This is a genomic window from uncultured Sphaerochaeta sp. (genome assembly GCF_963676625.2).
GTDB lineage: Bacteria > Spirochaetota > Spirochaetia > Sphaerochaetales > Sphaerochaetaceae > Sphaerochaeta.
Genome location: NZ_CAXXYB010000008.1, coordinates 287,261 through 302,175, shown reverse-complemented (window position 1 = coordinate 302,175; position 14,915 = coordinate 287,261). Strand labels below are relative to the sequence as shown.

Genomic DNA, 14,915 nt, shown 5'->3' with positions numbered 1-14,915 from the left:
TGCATGGCAGTTTCCCAATAGTTCACTGATTCAGTATACAGTCCGTACTATCAATGATTTTCTGGGACAGGGATTCCTGGTCCGGTCGGTTGAAGGAGGGGTTTTGTTTTAGTTTTTCAACGCTGTAATAGGAACAACATATACTCCGTCTGGCCGAACATACGCTGCATTGGAAAGTCCGCATATAATGCATAGCATTTTTGGAGGTTTGCCTTTTGGATCTTTTTCGATGCCTTTCTTGATGCGTAGTAGGTTCTTTGCAGCCTTATCAATTTGGTTTGCCCCAAGTTTTATCTCAAAAGCTCCCCAGGTGCCATCAGGCATTTCGACTACGGCATCTATCTCGTTGTTGTTGTAATCCTGGTAATGGAAGAGTTTTGCATCATTTGTCTCTGCATAAATCCTTAGGTCTCTCACACATAGAGCTTCGAATAGAAAACCAAGTGTTTCAAGATCAGCAAAAAGAGTTGCTGGAGTGGCACCCAAGAGTGCACATGCAAGAGATGGATCGGAAAAATGTCGTTTCTCTGATTGTTTGACCCGTACAGAAGAGCGTATGTTGGAACTGAATGGTTTCTGGTTGTCCAGAAGAAATAACCTTTCAAATAGGTTGAGATATTCTGCTACTGTTGCTATGTCGATGTCTTTGTCATCTATTTCCTTGATATCGTTTTTGAGTGTTCTGTTTGTTGCACAAGTGCTTTCATTCCTTGCCAAGGATCTAAGAAGAAGTCGTATCTTTTTCAAGTCTCTGGTAACCCCGTCCATCCTGTTGATATCTTCGTTTATTAAGGCATCAATATATTGTTGAGGCACTAGGTGTGCTAATTTGTTATCTGTTTCAATGTTTCCTGGCCATCCACCACGGATGATGTAATCGATAAGTATATGAAGATTTACCTCTCCTGTGAGCAGCGTTGGTATTGGGTTGTCAAACAAATCTTTCAATGAAACTTTTCCTGATGATGCACCGGTTTCATACAGTGACATTGGTCGCAATCTAAGCATTGCGATTCTCCCAGCTCCACTGTGTAGGATTCCTTTGCGATTGGGAGTGGACGATCCTGTCAGTATGAATTGTCCTTTTTCTCCTCGCTGGTCAACGGCATACCGTACGGCATCCCAAATTGCAGGAACCTCTTGCCATTCATCGATCAAGCGTGGTGTATCTCCTTCTAAAATTACAGAGGGATCCATCTGCGCCAATGCCCTGTTGCTGAAATTATTTGCAGGAGCTCCAACAAAGAAAGTGCTCTTGCAGTGGTGCTGTGAAGTCATTGTCTTTCCGCACCATTTTGGTCCTTCGATGCAAACAGAGCCAAAAGCTGAAAGATATTGAGTTACTTTCACATCAATCAATCGTGGCAAGTATATTTTGTTACCCATAGATATCTCCGAATTCTCTAGATAAGAATACTACAACAATACGGATTAGGCAATATCAACACTATATATTAGGCAATACCATCAATACGGATTAGGAAATACAAACACTATATATTAGGCAATACCAACACTATGGATTAGGAAACATCAGTTTGCAATCTCCTGTTAGTGGCCGTCTCTTTCCAGTAGAAGGCTGTCTCATTTATAATCAAGAATTCATAGAGAGAGATACAACAGGATACTGATATCTGCAGGAAGAACGGGATTTAATTGGGGAAGGTCTTGGGGCAAATTTTTGTAGGTACAATACACCTCAGTTTTCTGAAGCAGTTGCTTGGACCTGCCCGAGTATAATCGTTGTTAAAAGTCCAACATACGGAATGTTACTATCGATAACGCCTTTGCAATACTGGTGACTAGCTATTCTATATATTTTATTTATGATATAGTAAAGAAATATTAAATTTAGCAGAATATCTCTCCAAAAGGAAAAAGTATGAAAAAAACTCTCTTGGTAATCATTCTAGTCATGGCTAGTGTCTTCACTCTATCAGCAGCACGGTATGATAGAACTGATGGTTTTGGAATTGGTCTCAGTGCAGGATACCCTGTCTCAGGGTTAGCCATAAAATACGGAATGGGCGATTTTAGAATCGTTGGAACACTGGGTTACAGTTTCGAAGATAATGTTGCTGTTGAAGCCGGAGTCCAATATGATTTGGATCGCTTCAATGTCGATAGACTTCCATTTTATTTAAACATCGGAATCACGGGTGCTGCAAACTTTAATCCCGCATTCGACGGATTTTCTATCAATGTTCCTATTGGAATCTCATTCTTTTTCAGGGATGTTCCTATAGAGACCTTCTTTAAACTCACACCTGGTATCAGGGTTCGGTCGAATGTAGTAGAACCTGATCTTGGAGCAGCGCTTGGTATATTGTTCTACGTCAGCTAATAGGGAATCCGAACATTCTAGGTGAAACTTTCATCTCATGCTATACGTCTCTGTTAATGTCTTGAATGAGTATAAAGTTCACAAATCATGGAAAGCGACCATCATTGATTATGAAGAATAATTGATGATGGTCGTTTTATGTCCATGACCAGCAGGATTTAAACGCTGATAATCACCTGGTTGTTTCCCGTTGCCATATTTGTTTCTCAAAGGATATGGTTTTTATCATTCCAACGATATGGTAATATCTCACAAATACAGTAATTGAAAGTAGTTATCAAAGGCTGGATATAATCTTTCGATAGTAGTCACTCTTCAAGGATAGCTCTAGGATTTGAAGCCAGTTTCTATCAATTATGTGTAGTCTCGTCCGCCCAGATCTGCTTTTCTGTGGTGATCAGTTTCTTCTCATCGCAACTTCTTTGGATGCATTGGGCAAGATAGGAATCCTGCAGTGCCTCTGATAAAGCATAGCCTTCGTTTCTGCCTGCCTCTTCCATGCATAGGGCTACGGCTATTTCATCGTCGTTGAAGGAAACCGGCCAATAAGCATTCCTGAATAGATAGGTGCTTCCCAAGGTTATGGCCCGTAGGGAAAGGGGATTGTTGTTGGTATTTCCATCCTCGATCCTCTGTAAATTCTGGCAAATTCCTTCATTCTCTTCGTTGAGATACCGAATGGTATCATCAGTTATCTCTCCACGTTCTCCAAACAAGCTGAAGTGGCTGCTTCGTATGGAGCTGTGATACTGGACATCGGCAAAATCAATATAGCCGGTCTTTCCGTCCTCAAATTCCAATGTGGCGGTAGTCCTGTCCGTTTGGATGCGAGTTCCTTCGGTATCTATACTATCCCGACCACCTGTTTTTACAATCCAGCTGGTTTGGCGAGAAGCCTGTATGGTGCAATTGTTGCATTTCTCTTCCAGGAAGTGACGAATGATACTAGTTCCATGATGACCATGCAGGCTGGCACTCCGTACTGAGGTTATGTCTCCCAGAAGATGGGTAAGGGCCTGACAGGATTGGAAGTAGGGGTACCGGTAATATTGTTCGGCAATGAATATCTTGCTTTGAGAGTTTTTATAATGCTCATAGAGGGAACCCAAGGTTTCCAAGGGAAGAGTTGTAAAGCTGGTCTCGCATAGCACTGTTTCGTTGTTTTGGATAAGGAAACTCAATTGGTCCTTCAAACTGGACGAAGGCACACAAAGAATGATGAGGTCATGGGGAAGGGAAAGGGCCGCACGGATATTGTAAGAGGTTTCAACCTGATACTGCTCCTGTACTTCCTTGGCCCGTTCCTCAGTTCTGAGAACCCAGTTTACCAAGGTAAACTGTTTGGGCAAGGCTTTTGCTATCCTGTAATAAAATAAGCTACGCCATCCATAGCCAATGAGTATCAAACGCATGGCATATGAGGAAAGGTTCTCTTTTTACAGGTTTCAATCTTTTCCATACCGTAATTATATCACCCATTTGGTATCCAAAGGTATTTTTTTTGACTGACTCGGTCAATAAAAATCGGAGATAGTGGAATTGCTGTCCTTTTTAAAAGGTGCAAATCAAGGAGTACAGAGGCTTTTCTTATCTTGTTTACCAGGTCTCTCCATTGGCATTTTCTGTAAAAGATGTTTACAAAACACTGAACCCGTTCAATAATTTGTATGAATGTGCACGGGCACAAATAATTATGTCTGCATATTCGGTATTGAAGATCCGAAAATTCCTTTCCTGCCACTTGTTTGAATTCTTGGAGGTCAACTTGAAGAAAAAATTGCAACAGAATCTTTCCTCCTACATGTTTCTGCTTCCTTGGCTCCTGGGATTTTTTGTCTTGACCCTCTATCCCATGGGTTACTCCCTGTACCTATCTTTTACACGGTTCAATATTCGTGAACCCGCACAGTGGATTGGGTTGCGTAATTATCTGGTCATGTTCTCCGGGACTGCCCAGATACCAAAAGATGAACGTTTCTTGAACTCAATTTTTGTTACCTTCAAATATGTGTTTGTCTCGGTTCCCTTGAAATTGATATTTGCCTTGGCCGTTGCCATGCTCATGAACAAGAAACTCAAGTTTATTCCTTTGTATCGCGCACTCTATTATATTCCTACCTTGCTTGGAGGCTCAGTGGCCATTGCGGTCCTCTGGAGAAGAATCTTTGCCGGAGATGGCCTCTTGAACTTGATTCTCCAACGTATATCTCCCACCTCCAGTTTCCCTGCCTGGATATCCAACCCGACCTATGCACTTTCGACGCTTATCATCCTTTCTGTATGGCAGTTTGGTTCTCCCATGATTATCTTCCTTGCCGGGTTGCAACAGATACCCAAGGAGTATTACGACGCTTCCAGTGTTGATGGTGCAGGGAAAGTCAGGCAGTTCCTGTCGATAACCTTACCAGGGTTATCCCCGATTATCTTTTTCAATTTTGTCATGCAAATGATTAGCTCATTTCAATCTTTTACCCAGGCGTTTATTGTTTCCGGTGGGTCAGGAGGTCCTTTGGACTCTACCATGTTCTATAGCTTGTACTTGTATATAAAGGGCTTTGGGTTCTCTGAAATGGGCTATGCGGCTGCCATGGCCTGGGTCCTGCTTATTCTCATCGCTGCCCTGACGGCCATAGCCTTCAAGTTCTCGGGTTCCTTGGTCTCATTTGGAAGTGGAGATTAACTGCCATGAAAAAAAGGACTTCAGAGACGATCAAGAGAATGTTGACCAATTTGTTCATTATCCTGCTGGGCCTGGGAATGTTGTACCCTATCCTTTGGCTTATCGCTGCTTCCTTCAAGCAAAGCAACTCTATTTTCAGTGACCCCGGCTTGTTTCCCAAACCCTTTACGCTGGAAAACTATGGCAAGGGTTGGAAAGGAATAGGAATTGTTGGGTTTGATGTTTTCTTTCGCAATAGTTTTACCCTGTGCATCCTCAGTTCCGTTGCCAATGTGGTTTTCTGCTCGCTTACCGCCTATGCCTTTGCCCGTCTGAAATTTGTTTGGAAGAAATTCTGGTTTGCGGCAATGATGCTTACCATGATGCTTCCAGCCCATGTAACCACCATTCCCCGCTACATTATGTTTCGCTCTTTTGGGTGGATTGATACATTCCTGCCAATTATTGTTCCAAAGTTCTTTGCAACAGATGCTTTCTTCATTTTCTTGCTTGTACAATTCATCCGGGGCTTGCCGAGAAACCTTGATGAATCGGCACTGATCGATGGTTGTGGCAAATTCGGTATCTATGCCAGGATAATCATGCCGCTTACGCTTCCTGCGTTGATAACGACAGTACTGTTTACTTTCCTATGGACTTGGGACGATTTCTTCAATCAGTTGCTGTACCTTACTTCGCCGAATAAATATACGGTACCCATGGGTCTCAGGCTCTTTCTGGATTCTTCCGGAATTTCCTCTTGGGGTCCCATGTTTGCCATGTCTGTGCTTTCCTTGGTCCCGGCGTTCGTATTGTTTTTCTCCTTGCAAAAGTATTTTGTGAGAGGAATCGCTACTACAGGAATCAAGGGATAAGATTCCTATAATTTTTGGAGGTTGAATATGAAGAGGATCTTACTGGTTTTATCCATTCTTGTATTGGGAGTTGCCACGGTATTTGCTACCGGTGCAACCGAAACAAATCAAACAGCAACAGGAGCCACCACGATTCGTTGGGCTTACTGGGGAAGCGGGGAGAGGGTTACGATCAGCCAGAAGGCAATCGATCTGTACCAATCCCTCCATCCAGGCATTATGGTGAATCCTGAAATATCAGGCGGTGCCGGCGACCACTTTGTAAAGGTCGATACCCAACTTGCCGGTGGCAATGGTCCTGACATCATCCAGATGGGCGGAAACATCTCTGACTATGCCAAGGTCTTGCTGAGCTTGGATCAATATGCCGGTACTGAGCTGGATACGTCTGTAATTGACCCCAGTGCAATTGCCTCGGGGACTATCGGAGGAAAACTTCTGGGTGTTTCCACAGGTGTCACCATGCCTTCTTTGGTGTTCAATAAATCCCTCATTGAGCGTTCAGGTGCTCCGTTGCCGAAGATTTCCATGACCTATGCTGAGTTCAGGGACTATCTTGTATTATTGAAATCCAAACTTCCTGCCGGGGTGTATCCGATGCAGGACATTGGCGTCATGTCCAGTAATTCAACTCCCTTCGGGTATTGGTTGCGTTTCAGTGGCAAGCCTCTCTATACTGCCTCCAATTCCTCGACGGCGGTTACCGCTGATATAGCCCAGAAGTATCTTGAACTGTTCAAGGACTATCGTGACAACGGTCTGGTTCCTCCTGCCGACGTTGCCGCTGGTTATGCGGAAAGCAATGCAGATTCCTCTGCCCTCATTGCCGGAAAGGCTGCCATCGGTTTTCTCTATACCAACCAGCTTGGTGGGTATCAGGCAGCAACGACTGATGAACTCAGTCTTATGGAATTCCCTGGCGCTGCTGCAACCAAGGCTCTTTGGCAGGCTCCCAGCCAGTTCTATACGGTAAACAAGGATTCAAAGAATCCTGAAGAGACTGTTAAGTTCATCAATTTCCTTGTCAACAATCCTGAGGCTGCCAAGATCCTGGGTAGCAATCGTGGAGCTTCTGCTTCCTCGTCGGCTCGTGCCGCAGGGGCAAGTTCTGCATCGGACCAAAAGGTTCTTGATTATATGCAGGTGGCGGGACCTCACTCTTCCTTGGAGACAGACCATGTTCCCAATGACACAGAGTTCAATAGTACGCTCTACCTGATCTATCAAAGGGTAGCTTTCGGCAAGATTACTCCGGTACAAGGCGGACAGCAGATGTTTGAACTTATCGTGCGAATGATTTCCAAGTAGATCAAGATGGTTTGAAGGGAGCTGAAAAGCTCTCTTCAAGCATGTATACAGTGCAACAGGGGAATAGATAGATGGTCAAAAGAGAGGATATTCAAATCAGGGATCCCTTTATATATACGATGCAGGAACGTGCAACGTACTATCTTTTTGGGACTACCGACAAGAATCCGTGGAACCAACAAGGAACTGGTTTCGAAGCCTATTGGAGCAAGGACCTTGAGCACTGGGAAGGTCCTCGTACAGTATTTTCCCCTCCTGAGGGATTTTGGGGAACTCAGGATTTCTGGGCTCCCGAGGTGCATTGGTACAAAGGCCGATTCTATATGTTTGCCAGTTTTAAATCCAAGACTCATCGAAGGGGTACGCATATCTTGGTCTCCGATTCGGTGCTTGGTCCCTATGTGCCCCTGACAGAAAATCCTGTTACTCCCTCTGAATGGGAATGTCTTGACGGAACTTTGTATGTCGATGAACAGAATACTCCTTATCTTGTTTTCTGCCATGAATGGGTGCAGGCAAATGACGGAGAAATATGGGCAGTTCAGCTCAGTGATGATCTCTCAGCAAGAACTGGGAATCCTGTGCTCTTGTTCAAGGCCTCTTCTGCTTCCTGGTCCTTTCCCTTGGTGCGTAGGGATGGTTCGGCCTTGAGGGATGCAAGGGTTACTGATGGGCCTTTCCTTCATAGGCAAAAAGACGGGAAATTGGTCATGCTCTGGTCCAGCCTGGGAGCACAAGGGTATGCAATGGGGTGTGCCATTGCAGATGCTGGAATGATTGCCGGTCCTTGGCGTCAAACAGAAGAACCTTTGATCTCCTCCGATGGAGGTCATGGCATGGTGTTTTCTGATTTTGAAGGCAATTTGTATGTAACGTACCATACCCCGAACAAGACTCCTCTCGAGCGTTTTGCCTATCGTTTGGTATCGGAAACCTCAGAGGCTCTTGTATTGGATTTGCCTAAGGAGCTGGGATGAGCGGTATCGATCGAAAAGCGTTGGTGCTTCGCCACAATCCCTGCCAGATTGGATGGGATGCAAAGAGTCCCTTGTCAGTCGGTAATGGCGACTTTGCATTTACCACTGACTTTACTGGATTGCAAACTTGTTCAGATACTCCACTAGGAGGAGTTCCTCGGTGTACTATGAGCCAATGGGGGTTCCATCGGTATCCTGATGCGCCTTTGGATGATCACGCGTTGCGCTTGCGAAAATGCAAGGTAGGGGATAGGGTAGTCGGCTACAAGACCGAAGCCACAGGACAAGAGGCTTTGTTTGATTCCCTGCGAAAGAATCCCCATCGGTTCAATCTGGCAAAAATTGGGTTGTATGGAGCATCATGTGCAGAAGAAGTTCTAAATCGGCAAGCTAGAGCCTTGGTTGCCAGTCCTATCGGGCAAGAACTCAATTTATGGACTGGGTTGCTCTCCAGTGTATTCCGTGTGGGTGAACAACCTGTTTCCGTACAAACGATATGCCATCCCCAGCTCGATATGCTGGCTTTTCACATGGAATCACCACTGCTGGAGTCTGGTCAGCTTGGGTTCGATCTCCGGTTTCCCTATGCTTCGCATGAGATCAGTGGGTCGGATTGGCAATCTGAGGATGCCCATGCTTCTGAGCTTGAGCAATTGGGCGATACTTCTTTTCGTATCAAACGTGTCCTGGACGATACTTTGTATTTTGTGTTGATTTCGTTTTACGAGGAAAAGTCCATTGAAGTGGAAAGAAAAGGCAACCACCATTGGGCGTTCACTACCAGTGGTACTTCTTTGGAAGCAAGCGTTCTTTTTACTGTTTCATCCGATGTAGTAAAACTGCCAAGTTTCTCTGAGACGAAGTATGCCTGCGCTACCTGGTGGCAACGGTTTTGGAGTGAAGGTGCTGCCATTTCCTTTCTCAAATGCACTGATGTCCGTGCCATGGAATTGGAACGAAGGGTAGTGCTCTCCCAGTATTTGACAGCGATTCAATGTCTCGGGTCGTTGCCTCCACAAGAAACCGGTCTTACGTGCAATAGCTGGTATGGAAAGTTCCATCTGGAAATGCATGTATGGCATGCAGCCCAGGCAATCTTGTGGAATAGGGAATCCCTCGTGGAACGCAGTCTTCTTTGGTATGAACGAATTCTTCCCGTTGCTCGCCATATTGCCAGGGAGCAGGGGTATCTGGGAGCTCGTTGGCCCAAGATGACCGATGTCTCGGGTATCGACAGTCCTTCTCCCATCGGTCCGTATCTTTGCTGGCAACAACCGCATATTATTTTCTTTTCCGAGTTGTTGTATCGCAAGAGGCCTTCCTTGGAAGTTCTTGGTCGTTATGCTGAATGTGTTTTTGAAAGTGCAATGTTTATGGCTGACTATGTGCAATGGGATGAGCTGACTTCGCAATTTGTCTTGGGACCTCCGCTCATTCCTGCCCAGGAGAATCATGCGCCTGAAGAGACTTTGAATCCTGTTTTTGAACTTGAATATTGGAGGTGGGCTCTCTCTGTTGCCATTGCCTGGAAAAAAAGGCTGGAACAGGAAGTCCCAGAGAAATGGGAAAGGGTAGTTGCCCAGCTCAGTTCCTGTCCCCTGGACGGGAAGCACGACCGTTATGCAGCCCATCAGCAATGTACCGATACGTATGGGGTCTTCTCCACTGACCATCCCTCGTTTCTCTTTGCCTATGGTTTTATCCCTGGTCCTACGATAGAGCAGAAGGTGATGTCGAACTCGTTCGATGCAGTACGGGAAACCTGGCATTTCGATACCCTGTGGGGCTGGGATTTCCCTGCTATGGCAATGACGTTGGCGAGACTGGGACGAGGTCAGGATGCCGTTGATATGGTATTGATGGATTCTCCCAAGAATACCTATCTTTCCAATGGTCATAATCGACAGGAAACTTTTTCTGCCTTGCCTTTGTATTTGCCGGGAAATGGTGGCTTGCTTTTGGCCATTGCCATGATGGCCGGTGGCTGGGATGGCTCGGAAGGTTCCTCTCCTGGCTTTCCCAAGGGATCTGCCTGGCAGGTTGAATGCGAGGGATTTGGGAGATATTTGTAGGTGGATGGAGTAAAAATTGAGTACGTATTGCATGCAAAATGGTAGACCAGCTGCTATACGGGAGCGAAAACGTTTTGTTACATAAAAATATTCACTCCAATATCCGTCTGGCATAGTCCAGGATGTACAACTTTGATAAAAATAGTATTTAGCTAATTGAGGGTTCAGTATTCAAGCAAGGTCAGGATTGCCGATACCTATCAGATTATAGTTTTGTTTTGTCTCGAGCTTATATACCAGTATTGTCAGACCCAATAAATCCGCGCATCCTCCAGCGCTTATATTCTTATTTGCAAATACAGTATCGAGTTGGTATAGTTTATCGATATTTTCAGTCTTTCGGGAACCTCCTTCCTCCAATATTTCATTAATCAAGAATTGCATCGTTTGCAAACCCGATAATCCAACTCTTGATAGAACAGTCGTATCTTCCACTTTACTCATCAAGACCAATAAGGCTTGGATCTTTGAATCGTTAAAAGAATGGTTTTCATCCAGCATTTCATGCAAGACAGGTAAACTGATATTCCGGACGGAGGGGAATCCTTTCATAGCCTCTCCCCTTGCTCCTGAAAATCCTTTATGGTAAAAAAGTTTTTCTCCATTGGTTGATGGATTTTTTTGTAATTTTATTTTTGACAGACTGCTGAAAATATATTTGTTGCAAAGGCTCCTGACTCTTTCAAATAAGTCATTGGTTGAAAATGCAGGATTTTCTCTCAAAAGGCATCCTGCAGCTGTTGCCAGTATTCCTAGTGAGAATATTGCTCCTTTATGTGTGTTGATGCCTTTTGTTGCTGTATACATAGCATTCTCAGCATTAATGCCGATCTTACGTATCGCTAGGAATAGGTTTTCATCACTCTCTTTTGATTTATACCCATATTCTGCCATCTCTCCCAGATAGGGTGATATTGAGCGGGAACTATCAATGAACAACTTGATATCCATATCCATATGAGCACCTGACGATGTACTATCCACCAATCCTGGCTTTGGGGTTGTCATGACTTCCTCAATCAAGGACTCATAACAAAGCATGTTAAAATAATTCGAAACATTTGGTATCATTATGAGTTTCTCTTACATATGATTGCATCTGTTGAATCGTGTAGGCAAAGAGTTCATCTATCGAGTGATTGCCTTCTCTTCTGCAAATCTTTGCCGGCTTGTCGCAAAGGAAGCAACGTCTTGGGGGTTCTTTCAAATCACTTCTGGAAATCTTGGTTTTCTTTTCGGAAATTACATCAATATCGAACCAACGACCCATTGGGTGTTGGTTTTCCAACGATAAGAGATCTTTCTTGACCGTGAGACAAGAGTTCGTTATCGGAACTAAAATATATGCCTCGGGACCGGTTGCCGGATTTTTCTCAAGAAAGGCAATGGGATTATAACATTCACACCTTTTCAATAACTCCATAAGCCCTTCCTGAAATATTGCCTGAATGATAGGATTCGATTTGATGGGTCCAGGAATATTCATTGTGAACATGACTATGTTTACGTTGAATTGGGTTATGACAATCTTTTGTGTAACAGCTCTCAATTCCATTGCTTCGAGCCAATCTTTCTGGCCAATGGGAGTTTCTAGTTTGTTTCCAGCTTCTGGATATTCCTTATTTTCTTTCAACCTGATACACCAAATCGATTATGCTTCCATCGCGATAGGTAACTACGCCGACAACTTTATTTGAATATCTGATTGGTTCAGGTTTACCTATCAATCTTTGGGCTTCTGTCTTTAGCCTTTCTATTGGAATAATTGGAATCGCTGATTGAGAAAGTTGTTCTACAAGGTCCGGGCGTAAAGGATTAACCGCTACGCCCCTGTCCGTTACAATGATATCCACTGTTTTTCCTGGCGTAACCACGCATCCTACCTTATCAACGATTGAAGCGATTCTACCTCTGATCAATGGGCAGACAATAATTGAGACTGATGCTCCTGCAGCAGTATCTTGATGACCTCCGATTGCGCCACGGATTACACCATCCGAACCTGTCAGTACATTGACGTTGAAATTTACATCCACCTCCAAGGCAGAAAGTATTACTACATCAAGCTGATTTGTCGCTGATCCAGGATTGCCGGGTGAAGCATAATACGAGGCTGAGATCTGTTGGTGAAACCGGTTGTCCTTAAGGCTTTTTGCAGCTTCCAAGTCAAAAGACTGGACATCCATTATTTTCTTGATCCAGCCTTCCTCATGCATTTTCACTATTTGTCCTGTGATTCCACCCAGGGCGAATGAGGCATGGATACCTTCTTTTTCCATTTTGCTTTTGAGGAAACGTGCAGTTGCCAACGATGCACCCCCGCTTCCCATTTGCAGTGAAAACCCTTCCTTTAATCTCCCTGACGCCGCTATTACTTCCGCAGCAGTCTCGGCGATCAACAATTCCTTGGGATTTTCTGTATAGCGGGTTGCTCCCTTCATTATTCCCGAAGGATCACCTACCGTATCTACCTTGACTATATAATCGACACAATTCTGTGGAATGCCAGCTGGAAGATTGGGGTAGGGTACTATGTTATCAGTCAATATTATCGTGACATCGGCATGCTCGGCATCTGTCCTGGCGTAGCCCATTGAACCACAGGTGATACCATTGTTATTATCCCTGGAATATCCGTTTGCATTGCCGAAACTGTCACAACTCGGTGCTCCCAGAAAGGCTACATCAATATGAATGTCGTCTTTTTCAATAGCATAGGCCCGTCCTCCATGACTTCTGAATACAACTGGAAACCCCATCATTCCTTGAGAAATGAATTCTGCGAGTTTCCCTCGCATCCCTGATGTTTCTATCCTGGAAATTACCCCATTCTTGATATGCTCTATCAAAGGTTCATGACAATCCAAGAGAGAAGATGCTGCAAGTGTCAGATTTCTGAATCCCATTTTTGCTAATTTATCCATGACTAGGTTCAGGACTTTATCCCCATCCCTGAAATGATGATGGAAAGAAATTGTCATCCCATCTTTCAACTTTGATAATTGGATGGCTGTCTCCAGGTCTTTTACTATCTTGCTTTCTGTTAATTCTCTTTCCTTGCAAGTCAATACATCCTTATGAATTGTATCAGGATTGAAATAACCATTGAAATGGGTTCCAAATACTTGAGTATTTTGTAATTGCTCAACTGCTTTCATCATAGGCTCCTAATAATGTAATTTTGCCGCATTCGCCAGTTCCAAAATGTGTCTTGCTCTTTCGACAATTGGCTTGTCTATCATTTTCCCGTTGAGGGAGATTACGCCACTGCCTTTTTGTTTTGCTTCTTTTAGAGCTTCTATGACTGCGAGAGCATTGGTAACGTCTTTTTCAGATGGTGTAAATATTTTATTGATGATTTCGATTTGCTTGGGATGGATTACGCTTTTTCCATCAAATCCCAGTTCCTTGATGAGAGTTGTTTCACGGATGAGGCCTTCTTCGTCGTTGATATTTGAGAAAACAGTATCCAGCGCCGCGATACCGTTGCTTCTTGCTGCATGAAGAATCATTGAACGGGCAAACAATAACTCAATGCCGGTAGAAGTCCTTTTGGTTCTTAGATCCGTGACATAGTCTTCTGCTCCCAAGGCAATTCCAATGAGACGGGATGAGGCACTGGCAATTTCCATGCAATTCATAATGCCTCTTGCACTTTCAATGGCAGCCAATAATGATACCGATCCAGGTTCTAGTGAGATTGTTTTCTCTATGCGACTGATTTGCTCATCACAAAACCGTATGTCATCAGCGGATTCTGTTTTTGGGAGACGGATGACACGTACCCCGGCACGTATCATTGTCTCAAGATCCATGAGTCCTGTCCGGGTTCTGGGGTCATTGATCCTGACAACAATTTCCTTGGTTCCGTGGCAAAGGGTTTTCAACCCTTGGAAGACCAGTGCTCTTGCAGAATCTTTTTCATTCAGGGAAACACTGTCTTCCAAATCAATCATGATGCTATCGCATTTGTAGATATAGGCGTCTTGGATCATGCCGGGATTATTGCCTGGGACGAATAACATGGTTCTTCTCAGTCGGGGTTCGTGTTTATTGGATGTCATCAGGATAGTACCTCCCATGTATTTTTATCATCACAGTCACATGATCTGAAGATTGCGGTCGTGGTTCTGGCAATTATGGTGTAATCCAAGGCACCCTGATCAATTGCCTTGACAGTTGCACTTTCCAATCCTGTCTGCTTGATTGTTGCGAGAATGACATCCCTGATTTGTTCGCCGAACTGGCTTTTTACTGGACTTTCGATGTCAATTTCAATGGCATTGTTTGGATTTTTTTCGATGGTTATCATTATATCGCTTGATTCAAAAGAACCTGCTGAAGCTAGATGTTTAATCTTCATCTTTCTTTTCTCTCCTCTTTCTGCATAGCAATATTCATTGGTGCATCCAATATGGATTATAGGCTCGGGTATTGGATAATGCAAGAAATAAAATGAAAAAATTAATTACACGTCATTTATACGTCATTTGAAGTTATATACAATAGTATAGAAGTGTATATACTGAATAAATCAATAAAAAATCATTTAAATCTTAATATAATAAAAAATTATAAAATAATTAATTTATAATGACTTGTAGAAATTGTATTCTTTTAGCTATATCATACTGTTGAATAGATGAAGCAAAAAAGAAAAATAATGATTGACAATAGAAA

General features: G+C 43.7%; 13 protein-coding genes. 6 read left to right on the top strand and 7 right to left on the bottom strand.

Annotation, left to right across the window (positions count from 1 at the left end):
* Positions 1 to 108: 108 nt before the first annotated feature.
* The gene (locus ACHZBG_RS12035; RefSeq protein WP_320129701.1) at positions 109 to 1,386 is read right to left on the bottom strand and encodes a DUF4143 domain-containing protein; all 1,278 of its coding nucleotides are present in this window, start codon (positions 1,384 to 1,386) and stop codon (positions 109 to 111) included.
* Between the two features lie 496 nt (positions 1,387 to 1,882).
* On the opposite strand from ACHZBG_RS12035, the gene ACHZBG_RS12030 reads away from it, so the two are divergent.
* Entirely contained in the window at positions 1,883 to 2,344 is a 462-nt protein-coding gene (locus ACHZBG_RS12030) for an outer membrane beta-barrel protein (RefSeq protein WP_320129700.1), read from the top strand.
* Between the two features lie 350 nt (positions 2,345 to 2,694).
* On the opposite strand, the gene ACHZBG_RS12025 is transcribed toward ACHZBG_RS12030, so the two are convergent.
* Entirely contained in the window at positions 2,695 to 3,756 is a 1,062-nt protein-coding gene (locus tag ACHZBG_RS12025) for a Gfo/Idh/MocA family oxidoreductase (protein WP_320129699.1), read from the bottom strand.
* Between the two features lie 353 nt (positions 3,757 to 4,109).
* Between ACHZBG_RS12025 and ACHZBG_RS12020 the strand changes: the two genes are divergently transcribed.
* From ACHZBG_RS12020 to ACHZBG_RS12000, 5 genes are all read left to right on the top strand, one after another.
* A complete protein-coding gene (locus ACHZBG_RS12020; protein ID WP_320129698.1) occupies positions 4,110 to 5,024 on the top strand; it encodes a sugar ABC transporter permease in 915 nt (304 codons plus the stop codon).
* A 5-nt stretch (positions 5,025 to 5,029) separates the two neighbouring features.
* A complete protein-coding gene (locus ACHZBG_RS12015) occupies positions 5,030 to 5,878 on the top strand; it encodes a carbohydrate ABC transporter permease (RefSeq protein ID WP_320129697.1) in 849 nt (282 codons plus the stop codon).
* A gap of 27 nt (positions 5,879 to 5,905) precedes the next feature.
* On the top strand, positions 5,906 to 7,186 hold the full coding sequence (locus ACHZBG_RS12010) for an extracellular solute-binding protein (RefSeq protein WP_320129696.1): 1,281 nt from the start codon (positions 5,906 to 5,908) through the stop codon (positions 7,184 to 7,186).
* A gap of 71 nt (positions 7,187 to 7,257) precedes the next feature.
* A complete protein-coding gene (locus ACHZBG_RS12005) occupies positions 7,258 to 8,163 on the top strand; it encodes a glycoside hydrolase family 43 protein (protein WP_320129695.1) in 906 nt (301 codons plus the stop codon).
* On the top strand, positions 8,160 to 10,235 hold the full coding sequence (locus tag ACHZBG_RS12000) for a hypothetical protein (RefSeq protein WP_320129694.1): 2,076 nt from the start codon (positions 8,160 to 8,162) through the stop codon (positions 10,233 to 10,235). Before ACHZBG_RS12005 ends, ACHZBG_RS12000 begins: the two co-directional genes overlap by 4 nt.
* Before the next feature lie 171 nt (positions 10,236 to 10,406).
* Here the strand turns inward: ACHZBG_RS12000 and citG are convergent, their stop codons facing one another.
* Genes citG through citD form a run of 5 tightly spaced genes read right to left on the bottom strand, consistent with a single transcriptional unit; the run spans position 10,407 to position 14,598 of the window.
* A complete protein-coding gene (citG, locus tag ACHZBG_RS11995) occupies positions 10,407 to 11,306 on the bottom strand; it encodes a triphosphoribosyl-dephospho-CoA synthase CitG (RefSeq protein ID WP_320129693.1) in 900 nt (299 codons plus the stop codon).
* Positions 11,278 to 11,868, bottom strand: coding sequence for a citrate lyase holo-[acyl-carrier protein] synthase (citX, locus tag ACHZBG_RS11990; RefSeq protein ID WP_320129692.1), 591 nt, complete (start codon positions 11,866 to 11,868; stop codon positions 11,278 to 11,280). Before citX ends, citG begins: the two co-directional genes overlap by 29 nt.
* A complete protein-coding gene (gene citF, locus ACHZBG_RS11985; RefSeq protein ID WP_320129691.1) occupies positions 11,855 to 13,393 on the bottom strand; it encodes a citrate lyase subunit alpha in 1,539 nt (512 codons plus the stop codon). Before citF ends, citX begins: the two co-directional genes overlap by 14 nt.
* A gap of 9 nt (positions 13,394 to 13,402) precedes the next feature.
* The gene (locus tag ACHZBG_RS11980) at positions 13,403 to 14,299 is read right to left on the bottom strand and encodes an aldolase/citrate lyase family protein (protein ID WP_320129690.1); all 897 of its coding nucleotides are present in this window, start codon (positions 14,297 to 14,299) and stop codon (positions 13,403 to 13,405) included.
* A complete protein-coding gene (citD, locus tag ACHZBG_RS11975) occupies positions 14,299 to 14,598 on the bottom strand; it encodes a citrate lyase acyl carrier protein (RefSeq protein WP_320129689.1) in 300 nt (99 codons plus the stop codon). Before citD ends, ACHZBG_RS11980 begins: the two co-directional genes overlap by 1 nt.
* Between the last annotated feature and the right edge of the window lie 317 nt (positions 14,599 to 14,915).

What these genes read in the sequence shown, in the direction of transcription:
- ACHZBG_RS12030 (WP_320129700.1), top strand. Translation starts at nt 1,883, where the DNA reads ATGAAAAAAACTCTCTTGGTAATCATTCTAGTCATGGCTAGTGTCTTC.
- ACHZBG_RS12025 (WP_320129699.1), bottom strand. Translation starts at nt 3,756, where the DNA reads ATGCGTTTGATACTCATTGGCTATGGATGGCGTAGCTTATTTTATTAC.
- ACHZBG_RS12010 (WP_320129696.1), top strand. Translation starts at nt 5,906, where the DNA reads ATGAAGAGGATCTTACTGGTTTTATCCATTCTTGTATTGGGAGTTGCC.
- citD (WP_320129689.1), bottom strand. Translation starts at nt 14,598, where the DNA reads ATGAAGATTAAACATCTAGCTTCAGCAGGTTCTTTTGAATCAAGCGAT.
- citF (WP_320129691.1), bottom strand. Translation starts at nt 13,393, where the DNA reads ATGAAAGCAGTTGAGCAATTACAAAATACTCAAGTATTTGGAACCCAT.
- ACHZBG_RS12035 (WP_320129701.1), bottom strand. Translation starts at nt 1,386, where the DNA reads ATGGGTAACAAAATATACTTGCCACGATTGATTGATGTGAAAGTAACT.
- ACHZBG_RS12000 (WP_320129694.1), top strand. Translation starts at nt 8,160, where the DNA reads ATGAGCGGTATCGATCGAAAAGCGTTGGTGCTTCGCCACAATCCCTGC.
- ACHZBG_RS12005 (WP_320129695.1), top strand. Translation starts at nt 7,258, where the DNA reads ATGGTCAAAAGAGAGGATATTCAAATCAGGGATCCCTTTATATATACG.
- ACHZBG_RS12015 (WP_320129697.1), top strand. Translation starts at nt 5,030, where the DNA reads ATGAAAAAAAGGACTTCAGAGACGATCAAGAGAATGTTGACCAATTTG.
- citG (WP_320129693.1), bottom strand. Translation starts at nt 11,306, where the DNA reads ATGATACCAAATGTTTCGAATTATTTTAACATGCTTTGTTATGAGTCC.
- ACHZBG_RS11980 (WP_320129690.1), bottom strand. Translation starts at nt 14,299, where the DNA reads ATGACATCCAATAAACACGAACCCCGACTGAGAAGAACCATGTTATTC.